Origin of the sequence: Sporosarcina sp. P7, from assembly GCF_002743425.1 — a bacterium.
GTDB lineage: Bacteria > Bacillota > Bacilli > Bacillales_A > Planococcaceae > Sporosarcina.
In genome coordinates this window covers 182565-203219 of record NZ_PDZF01000004.1, presented here as the reverse complement: position 1 = coordinate 203219, position 20655 = coordinate 182565, and the positions used below count along the sequence as shown (strand labels likewise).

The 20655-nt window shown below is 40.7% G+C and carries 17 protein-coding genes and 1 riboswitch; of the genes, 14 read left to right on the top strand and 3 right to left on the bottom strand.

Features of this window, described 5'->3' with window-relative positions; all coding sequences use genetic code 11:
• Positions 1-52: 52 nt before the first annotated feature.
• The gene (locus tag CSV60_RS06420; protein ID WP_233189554.1) at positions 53-1096 is read right to left on the bottom strand and encodes a thermonuclease family protein; all 1044 of its coding nucleotides are present in this window, start codon (positions 1094-1096) and stop codon (positions 53-55) included.
• A gap of 392 nt (positions 1097-1488) precedes the next feature.
• Between CSV60_RS06420 and CSV60_RS06415 the strand changes: the two genes are divergently transcribed.
• From CSV60_RS06415 to CSV60_RS06400, 4 genes are all read left to right on the top strand, one after another.
• Positions 1489-3651, top strand: coding sequence for a M28 family peptidase (locus CSV60_RS06415; protein ID WP_199175243.1), 2163 nt, complete (start codon positions 1489-1491; stop codon positions 3649-3651).
• A gap of 262 nt (positions 3652-3913) precedes the next feature.
• Positions 3914-5539, top strand: coding sequence for a GMC family oxidoreductase (locus CSV60_RS06410; protein ID WP_099636382.1), 1626 nt, complete (start codon positions 3914-3916; stop codon positions 5537-5539).
• Positions 5540-5732: 193 nt separating this feature from the next.
• Positions 5733-5990, top strand: coding sequence for an autorepressor SdpR family transcription factor (locus CSV60_RS06405; protein ID WP_099636381.1), 258 nt, complete (start codon positions 5733-5735; stop codon positions 5988-5990).
• A 418-nt stretch (positions 5991-6408) separates the two neighbouring features.
• A complete protein-coding gene (locus CSV60_RS06400) occupies positions 6409-7263 on the top strand; it encodes an aldo/keto reductase (RefSeq protein WP_369823591.1) in 855 nt (284 codons plus the stop codon).
• 405 nt (positions 7264-7668) lie between these two features.
• On the opposite strand, the gene thiC is transcribed toward CSV60_RS06400, so the two are convergent.
• Positions 7669-9441, bottom strand: coding sequence for a phosphomethylpyrimidine synthase ThiC (gene thiC, locus CSV60_RS06395; RefSeq protein WP_099636380.1), 1773 nt, complete (start codon positions 9439-9441; stop codon positions 7669-7671).
• 119 nt (positions 9442-9560) lie between these two features.
• Positions 9561-9678, bottom strand: a riboswitch (TPP riboswitch).
• A 379-nt stretch (positions 9679-10057) separates the two neighbouring features.
• On the opposite strand from thiC, the gene CSV60_RS06390 reads away from it, so the two are divergent.
• Complete coding sequence (locus CSV60_RS06390) at positions 10058-11011, top strand: calcium/sodium antiporter (protein ID WP_099636379.1); 954 nt, start codon at positions 10058-10060, stop codon at positions 11009-11011.
• 140 nt (positions 11012-11151) lie between these two features.
• Here CSV60_RS06390 and CSV60_RS06385 read toward each other — a convergent pair whose 3' ends face one another.
• Entirely contained in the window at positions 11152-11646 is a 495-nt protein-coding gene (locus CSV60_RS06385; RefSeq protein WP_233189553.1) for a response regulator transcription factor, read from the bottom strand.
• A 223-nt stretch (positions 11647-11869) separates the two neighbouring features.
• Here CSV60_RS06385 and CSV60_RS06380 point away from each other — a divergent pair, with 223 nt between their 5' ends.
• The 9 genes from CSV60_RS06380 to CSV60_RS06340 all read left to right on the top strand — a co-directional run bounded on the left by CSV60_RS06380 (position 11870) and on the right by CSV60_RS06340 (position 20647).
• Positions 11870-12400, top strand: a complete 531-nt coding sequence (locus tag CSV60_RS06380; RefSeq protein ID WP_085130871.1) for a cupin domain-containing protein — start codon at positions 11870-11872, stop codon at positions 12398-12400.
• Positions 12401-12664: 264 nt separating this feature from the next.
• Complete coding sequence (locus tag CSV60_RS06375; protein ID WP_099636377.1) at positions 12665-13660, top strand: NAD(P)/FAD-dependent oxidoreductase; 996 nt, start codon at positions 12665-12667, stop codon at positions 13658-13660.
• A gap of 155 nt (positions 13661-13815) precedes the next feature.
• Complete coding sequence (locus CSV60_RS06370) at positions 13816-15582, top strand: 2-oxoacid:acceptor oxidoreductase subunit alpha (protein WP_099636376.1); 1767 nt, start codon at positions 13816-13818, stop codon at positions 15580-15582.
• Positions 15563-16432: a 2-oxoacid:ferredoxin oxidoreductase subunit beta gene (locus CSV60_RS06365; protein ID WP_099636375.1), complete on the top strand. Its 870-nt coding sequence runs from the start codon at positions 15563-15565 to the stop codon at positions 16430-16432. The genes CSV60_RS06370 and CSV60_RS06365 overlap by 20 nt, the downstream gene beginning before the upstream one ends.
• A gap of 81 nt (positions 16433-16513) precedes the next feature.
• Positions 16514-16756 (top strand): ferredoxin, encoded by a 243-nt coding sequence (locus CSV60_RS06360; protein ID WP_099636374.1) that lies wholly within the window; start codon positions 16514-16516, stop codon positions 16754-16756.
• A gap of 277 nt (positions 16757-17033) precedes the next feature.
• Positions 17034-17828, top strand: a complete 795-nt coding sequence (locus tag CSV60_RS06355; protein ID WP_099636373.1) for an alpha/beta fold hydrolase — start codon at positions 17034-17036, stop codon at positions 17826-17828.
• Positions 17829-17831: 3 nt separating this feature from the next.
• Complete coding sequence (locus CSV60_RS06350; RefSeq protein ID WP_232319183.1) at positions 17832-18641, top strand: IclR family transcriptional regulator; 810 nt, start codon at positions 17832-17834, stop codon at positions 18639-18641.
• A 274-nt stretch (positions 18642-18915) separates the two neighbouring features.
• Complete coding sequence (locus CSV60_RS06345; protein WP_099636372.1) at positions 18916-19830, top strand: VOC family protein; 915 nt, start codon at positions 18916-18918, stop codon at positions 19828-19830.
• Between the two features lie 25 nt (positions 19831-19855).
• Positions 19856-20647, top strand: coding sequence for an SDR family oxidoreductase (locus CSV60_RS06340; protein WP_085130864.1), 792 nt, complete (start codon positions 19856-19858; stop codon positions 20645-20647).
• Positions 20648-20655: the final 8 nt, after the last annotated feature.

The window sequence follows — 20655 nt, the reverse complement described above, 5'->3', positions numbered from 1 at the left end:
AAAACTTGACTTCACGCGGTTTTTGAATCTCATTTACTAAATAGCCATTATTTTATCGTTCGCAAGCAAATCCATCTTTATCACGATCCATTTTAGGTTGATAAGCGGGATGACTGATCGGCACACCGTTAGGATACGTTTTCCTTAGTTCTGTACAATTTTGAAACCATTCCGTGTTTTGGACAGGTGGTGTTGGCTTGGCTGCAGGTGCTGGAGCAGGTTTTTCAGATGCCGGTTGTGCAGGTTTCTCTTTTACCACTTGCGCGTTAAAGCCTGTGTCCGTAGCATAATCTTCAACTGACCAAATACCCAACTGCTTTTCTTTAGCGATCGCTTGTGCTTTCTCGTAAGGATCAACGTATCGAGTATTTGGTGGATAGACGTACGCTACACGAGCCAAACCTTCAATCAACAAGATTTTTTGAATGTTTTTTCCGTCGACATATACATAGGCCAGTAAACGGTCGTACTTATCAAAGCGTTCACCGATATCGAATTCGATTTCTAGTGTACCGCTCTCGAGCAGTTCTTTATTTTTAGCTTTGGCTTCATCCCCGAACGGTTGCTTCCCTAGCCTAGGATGATTGGTTTCAAGTGTGTCGATTAACAAGTATCGAACGTTTTGCTCTTTGCCGTTATATATTATTTTAATTGTATCGCCGTCTATAACTTTCACTAACTCTACAGGGATTCTCGCAGTAGTACCGCTTGTCTCTGTGGAGTCTTTTAGTTTTTCAGGAGTTACGTTTGAAGAATCATTTTTCGGTGGTACCACGACTGGAACCGGTTTTTCTTCAGTCTCTTTAGAACTTTCCTCTTCCGGCTTTTCTATACCTTCTACAGACTCTTTTTCAGGTGCTTCCTTCAGTGTTTCAGAAGGTTCATCTATAGGCGTCTGCTTCACCAATTCAGCTTTTTCTACCTCTGGCTCTATATCGTCTGGCACAATTACTGCAGCTACTATGAACATCGCAACGCCTACTAAAGCGAGGATGCCAAACTTTCTCTTCGGCTTTTTAACGAGTACTTTAAAAAGTAAGCCAACGATACCTATCACTATAAATAGTAAACCAAATAACGCAAAAAATACAAACATACTATCACTCTCAATTCACTTTAATTGCTTAACACTTGCTTCCAAGAGTGAGGTTATCATAGTTTGTAAGAAAGCGATACGCAACTAAGTGCGTAGTGCTATTAGATCAAAAATAATATGTGTGACCACGTAATCTAGAATACATATTTCCATTTATACTACACAGAAACTTACGCGAGAAGATCTTTCAAAGAGCTGAATAGGAGTGGGCACTTACTAATTGAAGTGAATAAGCAAACAAATACTCATTTTGTTTGCTTGCAGTTATTAAAAAACTAGTACAGCGAAAATTATTAAAAGAATTCGCGACAAAATTCGAACATTTCTATTGCGTAAACTCACTCTATATCGTTTAATAAATTGATTGCTATAAATGAAAGGAACTGTGATAAATGAAAAAGATGGTAAGTTACTTAACGTTGTCCATGCTCGTTGCCACATCGCTCGTTGCATGTACACCAAACGAAGATACCTCTAAGGACAAGAAAGAACCTGTCGAAGACGTGAAGACTATTCCGTTGTCAGACGAGAAAGACAAGTACTTGTCAGAAGTAGATGTGGAATATGCTTTTGAATTCGCTAAAGGAATGGAAGAATATAAAACCAATGAGAAGCTTGGCTATCGAACTGCTGGATCGGAAGCGGAACGAAAGACTGGGGAGAAAATTGAAGAAGAAATGAAGAAAATCGGACTGACTGAAGTGACGAAAGATGCATTTACCGTAGATAGTTGGGAGTTCGAGAAGGCTGATTTGTCCTTTACAGATACTGCTGGGAAAGAGTATCTTGCGGTGCTAGGCGGTTATCAAGCGAACTTTGATACGAACGGCGTCAAGGAACTTGAAGTAGTCTACGCAGGAAAAGGAACCGCGGCAGATTTGGAAGGATTGGACATTAAAGGGAAACTTGTATTAATCGATATCAATCAAAGGGAAGAATGGTGGATTAATTATCCTGCCTATCAAGCACATGTTAAAGGGGCAGCTGCAGTAATTGCGGTGCAAGAAGCGGGCTACGGAGAAGTCGATCCCGATGCGTTGAATGCGCAAGACATTTGCGGTCCAGACGATGCACCTGCTTTTTCGATGTCCCAAACCGACGCGGTCGAGTTGAAGAAAGCATTAGAGGCAAGCGAACAAGAGACGCTGACTGTGAAGTTTGATGCTAAATCGACCGTGAAAAAAGATCAAGAAACGTATAATTATTATGGGAAAATCGTCGGGAAAGATCCTGATTCCTACATTTTATTGTCAGCCCATTATGATTCATATTTTGCTGGGTTCCAAGATGACAATGCAGCAATTGCATTAATGCTCGGAATTGCTAAAGGGATGGTCGACAGTGGCTATCAACCCGAAAAGACGTTGGTCTTCAACGCGCTTGCCGCGGAAGAATGGGGTAAGTCGAATTCTCGATACGACTGGTCGACGGGCGCTTACAATCAAATCTTCAATATTCATCCCGAGTGGGTCGGTAAGACATTTGCGAATTTGAACTTCGAACTACCCGCATATGAACATACGACAGAAGATGAAATTCGATCCGTCTACGAGTTGAATAACTATTTGACGGAGTTTGCAAAAGAAGTACCTACAGTTGCCGGTGTGTATAAAGACGGAATTTCAGTCGTTTCTCCATTGCGTACGTGGTCAGATGATTTCTCATTCGGTATCGCAGGCGTGCCAGCACTTCGCAATGATTTCCAAGATAGTGAATTCATGAAGACCCACTATCATTCTCAATTCGATAATGAAGATACGTACAATGCCGATGCGCTAGAATTTCACTTAAATCTCTATGGATTATTGACGATACACTATGATCAAACAGCTATCGTGCCATTGGATTTCACGACTCGTTTGCAAGCGATGAAAGACTTGATCGACGCAGATGTATTTGAACAGGCTTCTGTGGCGTCGGATCACTTGACGAAAGAGATCGATCAAGCGATAGCTAGTGCGCAAGAAGTGAATAAAAAAGTTGCGGATATGAATAATGAATATGCGGCAGCACTTGAAAAAGAGGATGCAGACCAAGCGAAGAAATTGTACGATGAAAGTCGTGAGTTGAACAGCGGCTTGTTGGCGGCTTATAAATATGCCGAAGATCAATTTGTGCGATTGACATGGGAAGACGAACCGATTTTCCCTCATGAACATGCGCAAAATAACGTGAAAAACTTAGCCGCTTCCATTGAGGCGTTATCTACAGGCGATATCGCCACTCCACTGGATGAATACTTATATGCAATTGACAACAATTGGTACGCGTATGACTTTGATCAGGAAGTATTTAACTACTTTACAGACTACGTCATAAAAGCACCAAAAGAGCAGCTCATGTGGGGGGCTGGCCGAATTGTCGACCATGAAGATCTGTTCGATACAATCCAGTCATTGAAAACGAAAAAAGAACAAACAAAGCCGGATTTGTCAGTGGAAATCACTACGTTGACAAATGCGCTCGACAGACAGAAGAAGCTATTGGAACAAACCGTAACGGATGAAACAGCCAGTGTGAAAAATTTAGGTGAGCTGTTGAGTGAGCTGAAATAAGTACAAAGAAGTTCCGGTACGTTTTAAAGTTGTTTAGTAATATAAACTTGATTAACATATTAGCAAAGCATTCAAAGCATCGCATATCGCGGTGCTTTTTTTAATGACAAGATTTTATCAGCTCGCTCAAATCAACTATACCAACGAACCAAACTATATTTAGGACTTCCACTGCGATCCATACGTTAGTCTCTATGAACTTCATAATCCAACTTTCCATGCCATAGGATATACTGCTTGAAAATCACTTAGGGGGATTGAAATGAATAGAGACGCCAATAATCAATCAACGTTTGACTATATCGTAGTTGGAACGGGTCCGGCGGGTGCTACTATTGCAAGAAAACTAACGGATACTAAACAAAATTCCGTGCTAGTTTTAGAAGCGGAAGATAATAACAGTAAAGAGCAACCGATTAGAGATTCTTTGTTTGCATTGCCATCTATTCTCACTGACGACTTTTTCCCGCGATACTTCTGGCAAGGAAAAAGTGTCCCTCAGAAAAACGTAATGGGAAGGTCATTTGACTGGACGGGAGGGCGAACATTGGGTGGCGGAACCTCCATTAACAATAACCAGTATGTAAGGCCATCACAGGCGAATATGAAACAATGGGAAAACCTCCTAGGTCCACTTTGGTCACCTGAACAAGAGACCTATCAATTTTCAAAACTAGAAAACTACAATGGCCAAACGGAAAATCCAAATGCGAGAGGATATAACGGGCAGTTGGATATCAGGCAGGCTCCTGCTAATCCAACTACCATGGCTGAAAAATTAGTTAGGGCGATGGAAAAAGCCACTGGTTTCAAAAGAATTTTAGATTATAACGATCCCAACACACCACTTGGCCCTTTTACGAGGTGGCAACTTTACCAGACCCCCTATGGCCAACGGGAAAGTGCGGATACAGCGTTTCTTTCATCGGATGTAGTGAATGAAAACGGTGAAGGAGTAAATGGAAGAAGATTAGTAGTATCTGTTAATTCAACGGTTCAGCGTGTGATTTTTGATAATGAAAGGCGGGCAATAGGTGTTGAATTTCTTAAGGAAGGAAGATGTTATTACGCATATGCTCGTAAAAAAGTCATTTTGTCGGCAGGAATAAATAGCCCTCAACTTTTACTGCTTTCTGGAATCGGACCGTCGGATTCACTTAATAAAGCCGGTATTCCCGTCGTTCATCATAACGCGAATGTGGGAATGAACATGACTACCCATCCAGTTAACACGACCACCTTTACAACGAATCCGAATGACAAAGCACTTCCGGATGCTGATCCCTATGCGCTGTATACGGGTGGAGCCTTCTTACCAGATCCAACACCCGGTGCTGACCCCAACCGTCGTGGGGTGCAACTAATTGGTCAAATCGGTACTGGCGGAATGTTAAGCATCGTCATTATTTTATTGGAACCAAAGAGCCAAGGATCTGTCAAAATCCAAAATGGGGATCCATTAAAGATTGTACTTGCCGATGCGGACTTTTTGAATAAACGCTCCGACCTAGAAACTATAAAAAACATTTACAGAGTTTACATTAAAAATATTGCAACAGAACTATCAAAAATAGATTCGCACTATCAACTCGTTACACCATCACTGGAAACCATTCATGACGAAAACAAACTGGAAAAGTTCATTCAGGAAAACGTAGGTCCAACACATCATATACAAGGCACGCTACGAATGGCACCAAATGAAGAAAATGGTGTGGTGAATGCTGCCGGTGAAGTATACGGTGTAAAAGATTTGATCGTTGCGGATGATTCCATTGCACCGTTTGTTTCGGATGGCAATACGTCGGCGCCAGCTTTCTTTATTGGGGCAAACATTGCTGAACACTTAGTGAGACAGGATCGTATGAATTCCGGTGAAATACCATGACAAATTAAAAGAGAGTATGAGGCCGTCAAACGTATAAACCTGAAGTGCCTGCGTGAAAACAAACATGAGTGTTTAACCATTCAAAGTTGTTTTCAAAACAGGTGCTTTTTTAATCACTTCAAGTAGTATATAATTAGATGAATAACTAATTAGACAAACAACTAAATACTTTAAACGGAAGGAGAGACTCAATTTGAATGAAGTTTTTAAAGCATTAAATGATGAAACGAGAAGACAAATACTAACTCTACTCAGTGAAAAAGGTTCTTTAACTGCCAGTGAAATACATGAAGAATTCGAGATGAGTAAGCCTAGCATTTCCAATCATTTAAACATCCTGCGTAATGCGGGTCTTGTCAGTTCAGAGAAAAAAGGGCAGTACATTTACTACACTCTCCACACAACGGTTCTGCAAGATTTGCTCGTATGGATGATAAAATTGAATAAATAAGTAGGTTGTGAGGGATCGCTTTCCCTTGAACTAATGAATACATAGCTTTGTACTTAAGTTATAAGCTATAGATAGAAGATAGAGAAGCGTGAGTAAGGTATTAAGACTATAGTGACGTTACTATTATTCTCTATATACTTTTCGAATAAACAAAAGACGGTTTTGTTTGCTACTCTTTTTATGCTAGATCGATTGTTTAAGGAAAAACAAAAAGTGCACCTGTGTCGGTAACGAATGTGGATGTTCAGCCATTCATGTTCATTGCAGTCACAGGTGCTTTTTACATTCTAAACAGAGAAGAATGTTTAGTTAACTTTCAGCAAGGGAAATTACATGGAATAGGCGAGTAGAAGATACGTCCGATGAATGCGTGTTTTGCCAATAGAAGAGTTTCCCTAGTAAAAAGGAGTAGATAAAAATGGATCAAATGAATGTACAATCGATGCGATTGAATGATGGAACGAGCCTTCCTTCAATTGGTTTTGGAACCGTGAAAGTAAAAGGTGCGCAAGGTGTGGTCAGTACGTTAACAGCGATCGAAGCGGGATACAGACTGATTGACACATCAACGAATTATAATAATGAAGGAATGGTAGGGGAAGCTATTCGGCGATCATCTGTACCTAGAGAAGAATTGATGATCAGTTCCAAACTTCCTGGTGCTTCACATGATTACGAACGAGCGATTCTGATGATTCAAGAGTCACTGTATCGTATCGGAATCGACTACTTTGATAAGTACTTGATTCATTGGCCACTTCCAAAACAAGATCGATACGTAGAAGCGTGGCAAGCGTTAGTCGATGCGCAGAAGTTCGGACTGATTAAGACAATAGGTGTATCTAATTTCTTACCAGAACATCTGGAGCGTATCATTGACACAACTGGTGTAACGCCGGCTACCAATCAAATTGAACGCCATCCGTATTTTACTAATAACGAACTAGTGGAATACAATAAAAGCCGCGGCATTGTAACGGAGGCATGGAGTCCTTTAGGGCGCGAATTAAACGACGTGTTAGAAAATGAAACGATTGTATCTATCGCGAAAAAATACAATAAAGAACCCGCGCAAATTATTATTCGTTGGAACTTACAGAATGAAGTCTTAACAGTCGTGAAATCATCTACTTACGACCATCAAAAAGCAAACCTTGATGTATTCGATTTTGAATTGACAGAAGAAGATATTCGACAAATTGACTCTTTAGATAAAGGCGAAGCGGGAAGAATAGAAGGGCAGCATCCGAACGAATATGAAGAATTTGATTAAAAATTAATAAGTTCAATAATCCGGATACCTTCAATCGTATAATCAGCGTACAACACTTTGAATTTCTAAAGAAATCAATTTAAATCCCCGTCAAAAAATGACCCACCTCGATCCACATTACAAAGTGGCGAGGTGGGTTTTGTTGTTTTTTATTTTACTAACAATTTTTCTAGGAGACACAAAGAGCACAAAGGCTCTTTTTGAATGGCAGAACATCTATTAATAATGAACACTCTCTATTTTCAAGCATTTCAAGCATTTCCTATAGGTGAAGGTTTCGGTATATTCGTGTATACACTGTGCTTGCAAGAGTGCCAATTGTTCTTCTAATTGATGTAGGTTTCGACGTTTTACAGTAATCTGCTGAATTAACTGTTCAGTTGTCATTACTCCATTCACTCCTTATTAAAGATAGATTTCAGCACCGGATTTTTTGAATTCTTTAGCTTTCTCTTTCATGCCATTTTCTATTGCAAGCTTCTCTTCTAAACTGTTTTCATCCGCATATTTTCTAATGTCGTGTGAAATTCGCATACTGCAAAACTTCGGCCCACACATCGAACAGAAGTGGGCGATCTTTGCTCCTTCGGCCGGCAATGTTTCATCATGATATTCCATCGCGCGTTCGGGATCTAAACTTAAATTAAATTGATCTCTCCAACGGAATTCAAAACGGGCTTTTGATAATGCATCGTCCCGTTTGTATGCTTCGGGATGACCTTTTGCCAAATCAGCTGCATGTGCTGCAATTTTATACGTGATGACGCCTTCACGCACATCCTCTTTATTTGGTAGACCGAGATGCTCTTTAGGCGTTACATAACATAACATCGCGGTCCCGAACCAACCGATCATAGCCGCACCAATGGCAGAAGTGATATGGTCATAAGCAGGAGCAATATCTGTCGTCAAAGGACCCAGTGTATAGAAAGGGGCTTCTTGACAAATCTCCATTTGCTTATCCATGTTCTCCTTGATTAAATGCATTGGCACATGTCCAGGACCTTCTACCATGACTTGTACATCATGGGACCAAGCAATTTTCGTTAGTTCTCCAAGTGTTTCAAGTTCAGCGAATTGGGCCTCGTCATTGGCATCCGCGATAGAGCCTGGACGTAATCCGTCTCCTAACGAAAAAGCAATATCGTATTGTTTCATAATTTCACATATATCTTCAAAGTGTGTGTACAGGAAACTTTCTGTATGATGCAACATACACCACTGGGCCATAATAGAACCACCTCGTGAGACAATGCCAGTCACACGATTAATCGTCATGGGAATATAACGAAGTAGAACACCCGCATGAATGGTAAAGTAACTGACACCTTGCTCTGCCTGTTCAATCAACGTGTCACGGAATACTTCCCATGAGAGATCCTCCACTTTGCCGTTAACTTTTTCCAACGCTTGATATAACGGAACCGTTCCCACTGGGACAGGCGAGTTGCGGATAATCCATTCACGTGTTGTGTGAATGTTCTTTCCAGTTGATAAATCCATGATATTATCTGCACCCCAACGTGTAGCCCAGGTCATCTTTTCCACTTCTTCAGCAATGGATGAGGAGACAGCAGAATTACCGATATTCGCATTAATTTTCACATGGAATTTACTGCCGATAATCATCGGTTCCACTTCTGGGTGGTTAATATTCGACGGAATAATGGCTCGGCCTCGCGCAACTTCCTCCCGTACAAGTTCAGGCGTTACATTTTCACGAATAGCAACGAACTCCATCTCAGGTGTTATAATTCCTTTGCGTGCATAATGCATTTGTGTAACATTCTTGCCACTTTTTGCTCGTAATGGTTTGCGTTTCAACAATGGAAATTCTGTGTCGTTTTGCATTTGTTCCATGGAACGATACCCGTTATCCCGCGGCTTCACTTGTCTGCCTTCATATTCTTCCACGTCATTTCGTTCTACTATCCAGTTCTTCTTGATATTCGGAAGTCCTTTTTTAATATCAACTGTATAACCAGCTTCCGTATATTTACCGCTTGTATCGTAGACACGAAAAGGTTCATTCGGTATTTCGCCTTGATCAGTTACAGTGGATGATAGCTCAATTTCGCGCATCGGTACGAGTATGTCTGGACGACTACCTCGTACATAAATCTTTCGACTTGCCGGAAAGCATTCATGGATATGAATTTCTTCTTTCTTCTCTTGCATTTTGTCATCGTCTCCTTTTGAGGTTTGACCATGACTCGATTCAAGTAAAGGGAATCGGCAACAAAAAAGACCAGTTCCGTAGATAGGACCTGGTCTTCAAAGCGCAAAAATACGCGTCGCTGATAAAATGAAAACTTCCCTACGCTGGTACGAGCCAGATCAGGTCCAAAGAGTCCGGAATGCGTATACTATCATTCCATCTCAGTCCAATAACGTTGGACACCCCTAGTTATAGTATTTAATTGTGTGAACAGGAATAGTCTACCATATAATTAGCTGTTTTTAAAGAGTTAGTATACTTTTGATTTCCATAACACTCAAAAAAGTAGATTCTAATGAGAAATGAATATCTTTGTATGACTTGAAGGATGCATTAGCAGTGATGACGTGAGATAATCAAAAGTGAATAAACAAAGAAGGAAAGATCGTTGTAGTGGAGCTAACGTCGTATAAAATATTAGCGATTGAGAACAATGAAACCTATGGGTATATAAAATCAAATTCCTATGGTGTTATGGGTCATTGTGAATGTAACAAGTCGCATCATATGTGCAGTAATTGGACAAAATATTTTATCGACTAGAAATTTCATTCCCTTGGAGGAGGTAATCAATAAATGTCCTATATTTTATTAATAATTGGATTTATATTATTAATAAAAGGAGCCGATTATTTCGTAGATGGCTCTTCAAATATTGCAAGGCTACTGCAAATTCCCCCTATTTTGATCGGGCTAACCATTGTAGCGCTCGGAACTAGCTCACCAGAAGCGACGGTCAGTATTATTGCGGCGATGGGTGGAAATGCAGACGTCGCAGTGGGGAACGTAGTGGGAAGTAATATTTTCAACATCACCATCGTGGTCGGAATAGCAGCATTCCTATTTCCATTGAAAGTACAGAGCGAAACCATTCGGAAAGAAATTCCGTTCACTTTACTGGCAGGTATTGTCATGTTGGTGTTGATGAGTGATATGGCACTTCAAGGCTTCAGCAGCAATGTGCTCACGCGCGGCGATGGAATCATTTTCCTGCTATTCCTTTCGATCTTTATGTACTATGTGATTGAACTCGGCCTTCGAAGCCGTCAAAATTCCACATTTACACAAGCTACTGAGAACGTGAAATGGGGAAAGAATATACTAATTACCTTGGTCGGGCTCGCAGCGATTATTTTCGGCGGAGATTTGGTTGTCGATCATGCTACGAAGATCGCTTATTCTCTTGGCATGAGTGAAGCATTGGTCGGCCTTACTATCATCGCCATCGGTACATCTCTACCTGAATTGGTTACGTCGATTTCAGCGGCTTTGAAAAAAGAAAGTGAAATCGCTTTGGGGAACATCGTCGGAAGCAATATTTTCAATATCCTGTTTGTTCTCGGGGCTTCCTCTGTCATTACGCCGATCGCGGTGAACGATAAAGTATTTAGTGACGTTGTCATTATGCTTGTATTGACCTTAGTATTGTTGCTATTTGCTAGAACTGGCTTCAAAATTGGTAAGCGTGAAGGTTTGATGCTAGCTGTAACATACGTCGTGTATCTAGTGTATGTTATTTTACGTAATTAAGAAAAACACCTCGGTCTATCCTCGGCACAGATCAATAACAAAAGGCTACTCTCCATTCGTGGAAGTAGCCTTTTCTATCTTTATTGCGCGATATGCAGCATAAAAGTTATGATCGATAACTATAAATTGAAAAGCTCTCGTTATCTCCACTTATAGCCGATCCCCCAAACCGTCAACAAAATCTCTTCGATAGGAAAATTGGATTTCCTCAACTTATCCCGTAGATTTCGAATATGAGAATCGACTGTCCGGACTTCTGTAAACGTGTCGTATTCCCAAGCTACTTGAAGCAAGTCTTCCCGTGTGAACGTTCGATTTGGCCGGTTCATCATCGCTTCTATGATATAGAATTTCTTTAACGTTAGACGTACTTCATGCGTGTCATATAGGATGGAATAGGATTCCAAGTCAAGAGGAAATGGGCCTTCTTGAATAGTCTTTGGTTGATTTTCTTCCTCTGTACGTCGTAATGCCACACGTACTCTTGCTGTGAGTTCGCGTTCGTCAAATGGTTTCGTAATATAATCATCCGCACCTTGGTCGAGTCCTTTCACCACATCTGATTTATCGGATCGAGCAGCACGAGATGTACATCCTCCATCCAAGTGAATAACTGCGGTTTCAAACGGATTCACCAGCCACAAATGCCGTCACACAATCTTCGGATAATGTTCGATCTTTTCATAGCATCTCATTAATCACCAAGTTAATTATTAGAAGATTTGAAATTTTGTGTTGACAATGAATTTATTTAGAAGTATGATATGACCATATAGAAACATTGTTTTCTATATAAAACAGGAGACTTCTTTGAATAAGCGTTTTCGTCAAGAGGTCTAAAATAGGGAGGAAGAAAACATGGAGTTCACAACAGTAGAGGATTTTGAAAAGAAATATATTGCGAGATTGGGAGATAGAAAGTTGGACTGGAACGTTTTAAAGTTCCAAGAAGAATTAGATCCGAGATATCGCCGTGCACAAATGCGCTATATTGGACGTGGTGCAACAGCAAACAAAGATTCAAATGTAATTGAAGCAAACAACTTCACATTAAGCACGATGGTTTTACCAGCTGGTTCAATTGGTCCATTGCACTTACACTCAGACGTAGAAGAAGTGTTCTTCATTTTGGAAGGTGAAATGACGGTCCTTTTGGAGTATGAAGGAAAAGAGTATGAGATAAAAATGAATAAGCGCGACTGTGTCAGCGTACCACCCGGCATTCAGCGTGGTATCCGCAACGATGGAAAAGAAGATGCGATGATGCTTGTTATGCTAGGTGCGGCAAAACCACAACTACCGACTTATCCAGAAGGCAGCGAACTTGAAAAGATTCGCATTGAGCGTGCGAAAGAAAGAGAAGCGATTGTTGCGCAGGCAGACCGCTAATTTATCGATGGATCAACTGATCTTCAATCAAAAAATATTTTTGCACAGAATGTAGAGGCGTCTACCATAGAAGACTTTCATCTCTAAAAGTGACAAAATGATAGCGCTTTAATTATCCAGTTTAGCAGGTCATCCAAACTCTAGATGACTTGCGTTCTTAATCTGGATGCAATTACGCCTCGGCGTAATTGATTACATAGTTTCATATTTTACTTAACGGTAGAGGTGCATCGACATCAATCGAAGGAAAGTGAGGAATTTAAAATGAAAATCGATGAGAAAGTATACGACATTACAATAATTGGAGGTGGCCCTGCTGGGTTGTTTACTGCATTCTATGGAGGAATGCGGGAAGCTAGTGTGAAGATTATAGAAAGTTTACCTCAGTTAGGTGGCCAGTTGTCAGTACTCTATCCGGAAAAGTATATTTACGATATTGCTGGATTGCCGAAAGTCCGTGCCCAAGAATTGATCGATAATTTAAAGGAACAAGTGAATATGTTCCCAACGACAATCTGCTTGGAGCAAGCTGTACAAACGGTGGAAAGTCAAGAAGACGGGATTTTTAAACTCCAAACGAATCAAGAAATTCATTTTTCAAAGACGATCATTATTACGGCAGGGAACGGAGCATTTGCAGCTCGTCGCTTAGGGATTGAAGGCGCGGAGCAATTCGAAGGGAAAAACCTTCATTATTTCATTGACAACTTAAATAGGTTTACGGATAAAGAAGTGGCAGTATGTGGCGGGGGAGACTCGGCGGTCGACTGGGCATTGATGCTCGAACCGATTGCGAAAAAAGTTACCATCATCCATCGACGCGATAAATTCCGCGCTCACGAACATAGCGTGGAAAATTTGAAAAAATCCAGTGTGGAAATCAAAACCCCTTATGTTCCGTCTGAACTGATCGGAGATGAAGGTGGTATTAAACAAATCGTCATCGAAGAGCCTAAAACTGAAAACTGTGAAGTGATTGATGTCGATGACTTTATCGTCAACTATGGATTCGTTTCCGCGCTCGGTCCAATTAAAGATTGGGGATTGGAGATTGAGAAAAATTGCATAATCGTTAACAATAAAATGGAAACGAACATTCCTGGCATTTATGCTGTGGGTGACATTGCAACGTATGAAGGGAAAGTAAAACTGATTGCCACCGGATTCGGTGAGGCACCGGTCGCAGTTAGTAATGCAAAGCAGTACATTGACCCGAATGTACGTTTACAACCGAAACATAGTACGGCAATCTTTGCATAAAGTTTTACGATAATATATATGTTGAAGTTATTTTGGCTATAACTATCGGCTTACTGTCCGAATTGCTATCTATCGTAATTTTATCGACAAAAATCAGCGGTTGAATGTTAACTTATATGATTTTAACAGTAACCGTGCTAAAAGGGGCAGATTTCATGAAAACAGATCTTTCGTGGAAAGTGGGAGGACAGCAAGGGGAAGGAATTGAAAGTACGGGTGAGATTTTCTCCAAAACTCTGAACCGGCTCGGTTTTTATTTATATGGATATCGCCACTTTTCATCTAGAATTAAAGGTGGTCATACGAACAATAAAATTCGCGTTAGTACTGAAAAAGTCCAGGCAGTTGCCGATAATTTAGACATACTTCTTGCATTCGATCAAGAAACGATTGATCTAAACTATCATGAATTACATGAAAAAGGTGTTATCATTGCTGATACGAAATTTAAACCAGTGAAGCCGGAAGACTCGAAGGCTGAAATATATCCTGTTCCATTTACTGATATCGCTTCCGACCTCGGCACTTCTTTGATGAAAAATATGGTAGCGATCGGTGCTACTTGTGCCGTTATGAATTTGGAGGTTGAGGATTTCTCTGTTGTTATCGAAGAGATATTTAATAGAAAAGGCGGAGATATGGTTCAGAAAAATATGAAGGCTATCCAAGAAGGGTATATGTATATGCAAAAAAGCCTTGGAGAAAAAGCCTCAACTTTATATCTTGCAAAGGCTGAAAATACTCATAAACGGATGTTTCTGATTGGTAATGATGCGATTGCGCTTGGGGCTTTGACAGCAGGGGTTCGTTTTATGCCTGCTTACCCAATTACACCAGCCTCAGACATTATGGAGTATTTAATTAAAAAGTTACCAAGAGTGGGTGGAACAGTCATTCAAACAGAAGATGAAATTGCTGCTGTGACGATGGCAATCGGTTCTAACTATGCGGGTGCTCGTTCTTTCACTGCATCATCTGGTCCTGGATTATCCTTAATGATGGAAGCGATTGGCCTTTCCGGCATGACGGAAACCCCTCTTGTGGTTGTTGATACACAGCGTGGTGGGCCATCTACAGGATTACCAACAAAGCAAGAACAGTCGGATTTAATGGCGATAATCTATGGGAATCATGGAGAAATCCCGAAGGTTGTCATTGCGCCAAGTACAGCTGATGAAGCTTTTTACGATACGATAGAAGCATTTAATATTGCAGATGAATACCAGTGCCCTGTTATTTTATTAACCGATTTACAACTTTCGTTAGCAAAACAAACCGTAGAAACTTTTGATTTTGATAAAGTACACATTCGACGAGGTAAGTTAATTACTAGTGACATTGAACAAACGGATGAAAAGGATTATTTTAAACGCTACGAAGTAACAGGAGATGGTGTCTCTCCACGTGTGATCCCAGGGGTGAAAGGTGGCATTCATCATGTAACTGGTGTCGAGCATGACGAAGCAGGTAGACCAAATGAAACTGCAAGTAATCGTAAACAACAAATGGATAAGAGAATGCGTAAATTATCCAACTTGACAGAACGATTCCCAAATCCAATCACAGTGAATGTTCCAACAACAAAAACAGATCTTTTACTAATTGGATTTAATGCAACGCGTGGTGCTATTGAAGAAGCTGTTCACCGTCTGAGAGAAGATGGATTGAACGTAAATCACTTGCAAATTCGACTCATTCACCCATTCCCGGCGGCAGCTATTAAGCCTTATATAGACGGGGCAGATTATGTACTTGTTGCAGAAAGCAATGCGACGGGGCAACTTGCCAATATTATAAAAATGAATGTTGGTCATGTCAATAAAATTCAAAGCATATTGAAATATGATGGTGATCCATTCCAACCACACCATATTTACGACGCGGGCAAGGAGTTGTTAGAACATGTCTACATCAACAATTAAAGATTTTAGAAATGGTGTGAAACCAAATTGGTGTCCAGGCTGTGGAGATTTCTCTGTACAAGCAGCGATCCAGCGTGGTGCAGCTAATCTGAATCTTTCTCCAGAAGATCTGGCGGTTATCTCTGGAATTGGCTGTTCTGGTCGTATTTCAGGCTATATTAGATCCTACGGTCTACATGGAATTCACGGGAGGGCGCTACCGATTGCTCAAGGAGTAAAGATGGGGAATCGTGATCTTACTGTCGTTGCGGCTGGGGGAGATGGCGATGGTTTTGCGATCGGGATTGGACATACAATTCATGCGATGCGGCGCAATATGGATATAACCTATATTGTTATGGATAATCAAATTTACGGCTTGACAAAAGGTCAGACATCACCGCGTTCAGAGGATGGGTTTATCACATCGTCAACACCGGAAGGATCAATTGAAAAAGCATTATCTCCAATGGAGATGGCGATTACAAGTGGAGCTAGTTTTGTGGCGCAATGTTTTTCAGCGGATATTAAAGAATTGACTGCGACAATAGAAGCAGGAATACAACATAAAGGTTTTTCTATTATTAACGTCTATAGTCCATGTGTTACTTACAATAAAGTAAATACGTATGACTGGTTCAAAGAGAATTTGTCTAAATTAAGTGATATAGATGGATACGATGCTTCAAACCGCGAAATGGCCATGAACACTTTAATGAAACATAATAGCCTAGTAACTGGAATTGTTTATCAAGAAGAGAAGCCTTCTTATCAAGAGTTAGTAAAAGGGTATGCTGAGCAACCCTTGGCCCATATGAATCTCGATTTACAACCTGAACTTTTTAGGGAACTTGTAAACGAGTTCATCTAGTTTTTTGCACAAGATTGAAAGACATAAATCTAATTGTGCGGAGGCGCAATTGATAATAGAAGATGAAAGGGGAATCCCAATATGAAGAAGTATACATTAGTAGAACAAGAGACTTGTATCGCTTGCAGTGCGTGTGGAGCTACTGCCCCCGATATATTTGATTATGATGATGATGGCCTATCCTATAGTATTCTCGACGATAATACAGGTGTTACGCCAATAGGAGAAGATTTAGTAGATGATCTTATGGATGCTTGTGAGGGATGTCCAACAGACTCGATACAAGTAGCAGACGAACCGTTTCTACGTGTAGCTGAAAAATAATATCCTAAGATAGAAGTCTCCCTTCTTATAATGTAATGACGATGTAGATTCTCAATTTTAATTATAGACAGGGGGAATAAGAGGTCGCTTCTTATTTCCTTTTTTGTTTATTTTAAGAAGTTGTTTGAATATAACGCATTTTGGTAATAGTCAGTTTGGACTTGGGAGTCGCTTGACTTTATGAAGAATAAGTACGTACAATCAATCTTAATATCGAAAACTTTGTTTTATTGATAAAACATAGAAAAGACGATAAAAATGCTTGAGGAGGGGTTTTATGTCGAAAGTGGAGTTGGTGGATCTGCCTATTCATTATCTCAGAGAAGGAAGTGGACCACCGCTGGTCTTATTGCATGGCTTAGGAAATAACTCGAAGTCATGGATTCATCAATTGGAAGGGCTGAAGAAAGATTATACGGTAATTGCTTGGGATGCTCCCGGTTACGGTCAAAGTGCGGACCCTGTTCCAGAATTACAACATTTTTCCCAGTTTGCGGATCATTTAAAGAAATTTCTTGATGATCTTCTATTAGAGGAAGTCTATTTGTTAGGGCATTCGATGGGGGCGGCGATTGCGATCGATTTTGCGATAAGGTTTCCAGAAATGGTTACCAAATTGATGATTGCTGCACCGACCCGAGGAGCGGCTGGGCTCAATGAAGAAGAAAATATAAAGAAAAGAAAAGCTCGGCATGATCTCGTGGAAAATACTCCACCGGAAGAATTAGCAAGACAAAGAACGTCTGCACTGCTCGCTGCAAACGTAGATTCTGCAATTTTGGAATATGCGCAAAACATTATGGCTGAAGTCCGACCGGCGGGTTATAAATCAGTTGCCAATAGTTTATATCACCTGAATCAAATGGATGAGTATTCAAAAGTTATGGTTTCGACACTGGTAATTTGTGGAAAAGAGGACCAGGTGACGCCTGTCAGCGAGTCGAAAATTATTGTCGAAAGGCTGAAAGACGGACGTTTGAAGACAATAGCGGATGCGGGCCATCTCAGTTACTTGGAAAAACCGGAAGTATTCAATAAATATGTATTAGATTTTTTAAGAGAAGAGGAATAGATAGTGGAGATCACAAAAAAGAAATTGGAAAAGCAAAAAAGTGATAATGAAAAATATCTTTCAAATTCCATTTTACGTGGATTGGAAGTATTAAAGATGTTCAGTGTAGAAAATCAGACTTTGTCCTTGGCGGAAATTGCAAGTAATTTAGGTGTCAGCCGAACAACGCCTTATCGCATCTTGTATACATTGGAAGAGTGTGGTTATATTTATCAAGATAGTCATACGAAGCGCTATGGACTTAGACCGAAAGTACTTGAACTAGGCTACACTTATTTGAACAGTCTCGAACTACCAGAACTAGCGGCGCCTTATTTGGAGAAGTTAAGAGATGAAACGGGCATGTCTTCACATATGGGGATATTGGACGGGAATGACATAGTGTATATCGCCAGGTATCCGGCTAGAAGTGTCGCTACGATTACAATTAACGTCGGATCACATCTGCCTGTCCATGCTACAGCGATGGGGAAATGTCTATTGGCACATTTACCCGAAGAAAATAAAGAAGAGTTGTTGTCAAAGCTGCAAGTATTGCAGATACCGGATGCACCGATAGTGGAAGTCAAAAAATTGCGTGATGAATTACAATCCATTAAAGAAAAAGGCTACGTCTTCCATAAAGGGGAGTTTGAAACAGGAGTTTGGTCTGTCGCTTGCCCGATCTTTGGGAAAGACAATAAAGTGATTGCTGCCATAAACATAGCGATTACACAACATGCGGCCGACGAAGAGCTGATGGAAGAAAAGATTATCCCGGCAGTTTGTCAAGTAGCTAGAGAAATATCCTCATTTATGGTTCTGACTATCTAATCTGTATTACAAAAGAAGTCGCACTCTACTAGGCATAGACATCATTTGCGTCTTTCAGCAAATTGTAGCTGTGCCTAGTTACTGATTTTAAGTTAATATTTGATAAGTCTGAAAACTGTATTGACAAAAATGCACAAGTAAGATAATGTGAATATTAGTATTAGAAACAATGTTTCCTATGCAAAACGAAGGATATTGTAAAAAAACCGCTTGAGTAAAAAAAATACTATTCTATGTCATTTAGTAAAGAAAGATTGGAGAGGTGGGAAACTCAATGCTTGAAATAACACATTTACGCCACATAAGTTTAATAACACCTAACCTGGAAGAACAAATCGAATTTTATAGGGATGTATGGGGATTGGATGTTGTCTCACAAGATGACAATCATGTCTATTTCCGCGGTTCAAGTCCTGAACATCATATCCTTCATCTGCAACGAGGAGAAAGAAGAGGTCTCCATCACATTGCATTTGGAATGGTGGACAAAATAGCAGTAGACAAAGCGGCGGTCTTTCTGAAAGAGAAAGGCGTGAAGATCATCCAACAGCCGGGCTATCTAGATGAAGTGGGGGGCGGTTATGGCCTTCGTTTCGTAGACTATGAAAACCGTTGCTATGAACTTTCAACATGGGTAGACATCCATACAGAACCATGGCAAAGAAAAGTCGATTCGAACCCGCTTTACTTGAACCATATCGTCTTAAACACAACTGATATCCAACGGTCAACGGATTTCTTCACTGAAGTGCTCGGCTTTATGGTTTCAGATTGGAGTGAGGATCAGATGGTGTTCCTGCGGTGCGATAAAAATCATCATGAAATTTCGTTTAACCGGGCTGAACATGCATCGCTCAACCATATCGCCTATGAAGTGGAAGGTGTGGATGAAGTGATGCGTGGAATCGGCAATGTCCGGAAGAAAGGATACAAAGAGATTTGGGGACCGGGAAGACACGGACCAGGCAATAACATCTTCTGTTATTTCCAAGATCCAGGCGGGTTTGTCATGGAGTACACATGCTATGTAGATGTGATTGAAGATAAAAAAACATGGCGCGCGCAAGTTTGGAAGCGAGTACCGCATTTATCGGATAGATGGGGAATTGCAGGACCGCCTTCGCCAGAAACTAGAGTGAAGATGGCGGGAGAGCCGGATCCCGGTTGGGCTTTAGTAAATACGAAGTGATGGAAAAAAGGGGTGGCTGAGTAGTATGGATTTAAATTTAAAAGACAAAGTTGTTGTCGTCATGGGCGGCACGGCGGGTATCGGTTTTGAAACAACGAAGATGCTACTGGAAGAGGGGGCGAAAGTCGCTATTTGCGGACGGAGCCAAGATCGCTTAAACCAAGCAGTCGAAAAGTTGACAAACGATTCAAATCGGGAAAATCTATTCGGCCTAACATGTGATGTTTCCAAGCGTGAAGACGTAGAAGCATTCATTAATGCGACGGGCGAACATTTCAAACGAATTGACGTACTTGTCAATAATGCAGGGCGGAGTATTATGTCACACTTCTTCGACATTACGGATGAACAATGGCAAGAACAAATCAATCTGAAATATTTTGCAGTCATTTACGCGGTCCAAGCAGTTGTTCCATTCATGAAAGCACAAGGGGAAGGTCGAATTATCAATATGAATGCGACACTTTCCAAAGAGCCGGAACCACACATGGTTGCAACTGCCGCAACGAGAGCGGGATTGTTGAATATGACGAAAAGTTTGTCGCATGAGTTGGCGAGAGATAATATACTCATCAATACAATTAGCCTTGGGTTGATCAAAACGGACCAATGGGAACGCCGAAGATTGGAACGAGCACCAGATGTGGATCCGGAAGTGTATTATAAAGAGTTGGCGGAAAATAGAAAAATCCCACTGGCTCGGGTCGGTTTACCTGAAGAAGTCGGAAATGTCATTTTATTTTTAGCGTCGGAACGTGCCAGCTATGTCACAGGTGCAAATATAGAAGTATCGGGTGGGTTAAGTAAAGTTTTATAGGACAAGGG

What these genes read in the sequence shown, in the direction of transcription:
- CSV60_RS06420 (WP_233189554.1), bottom strand. Translation starts at nt 1,096, where the DNA reads ATGTTTGTATTTTTTGCGTTATTTGGTTTACTATTTATAGTGATAGGT.
- CSV60_RS06415 (WP_199175243.1), top strand. Translation starts at nt 1,489, where the DNA reads ATGAAAAAGATGGTAAGTTACTTAACGTTGTCCATGCTCGTTGCCACA.
- CSV60_RS06410 (WP_099636382.1), top strand. Translation starts at nt 3,914, where the DNA reads ATGAATAGAGACGCCAATAATCAATCAACGTTTGACTATATCGTAGTT.
- CSV60_RS06400 (WP_369823591.1), top strand. Translation starts at nt 6,409, where the DNA reads ATGGATCAAATGAATGTACAATCGATGCGATTGAATGATGGAACGAGC.
- thiC (WP_099636380.1), bottom strand. Translation starts at nt 9,441, where the DNA reads ATGCAAGAGAAGAAAGAAGAAATTCATATCCATGAATGCTTTCCGGCA.
- CSV60_RS06390 (WP_099636379.1), top strand. Translation starts at nt 10,058, where the DNA reads ATGTCCTATATTTTATTAATAATTGGATTTATATTATTAATAAAAGGA.
- CSV60_RS06380 (WP_085130871.1), top strand. Translation starts at nt 11,870, where the DNA reads ATGGAGTTCACAACAGTAGAGGATTTTGAAAAGAAATATATTGCGAGA.
- CSV60_RS06375 (WP_099636377.1), top strand. Translation starts at nt 12,665, where the DNA reads ATGAAAATCGATGAGAAAGTATACGACATTACAATAATTGGAGGTGGC.
- CSV60_RS06370 (WP_099636376.1), top strand. Translation starts at nt 13,816, where the DNA reads ATGAAAACAGATCTTTCGTGGAAAGTGGGAGGACAGCAAGGGGAAGGA.
- CSV60_RS06365 (WP_099636375.1), top strand. Translation starts at nt 15,563, where the DNA reads ATGTCTACATCAACAATTAAAGATTTTAGAAATGGTGTGAAACCAAAT.
- CSV60_RS06360 (WP_099636374.1), top strand. Translation starts at nt 16,514, where the DNA reads ATGAAGAAGTATACATTAGTAGAACAAGAGACTTGTATCGCTTGCAGT.
- CSV60_RS06355 (WP_099636373.1), top strand. Translation starts at nt 17,034, where the DNA reads ATGTCGAAAGTGGAGTTGGTGGATCTGCCTATTCATTATCTCAGAGAA.
- CSV60_RS06345 (WP_099636372.1), top strand. Translation starts at nt 18,916, where the DNA reads ATGCTTGAAATAACACATTTACGCCACATAAGTTTAATAACACCTAAC.
- CSV60_RS06340 (WP_085130864.1), top strand. Translation starts at nt 19,856, where the DNA reads ATGGATTTAAATTTAAAAGACAAAGTTGTTGTCGTCATGGGCGGCACG.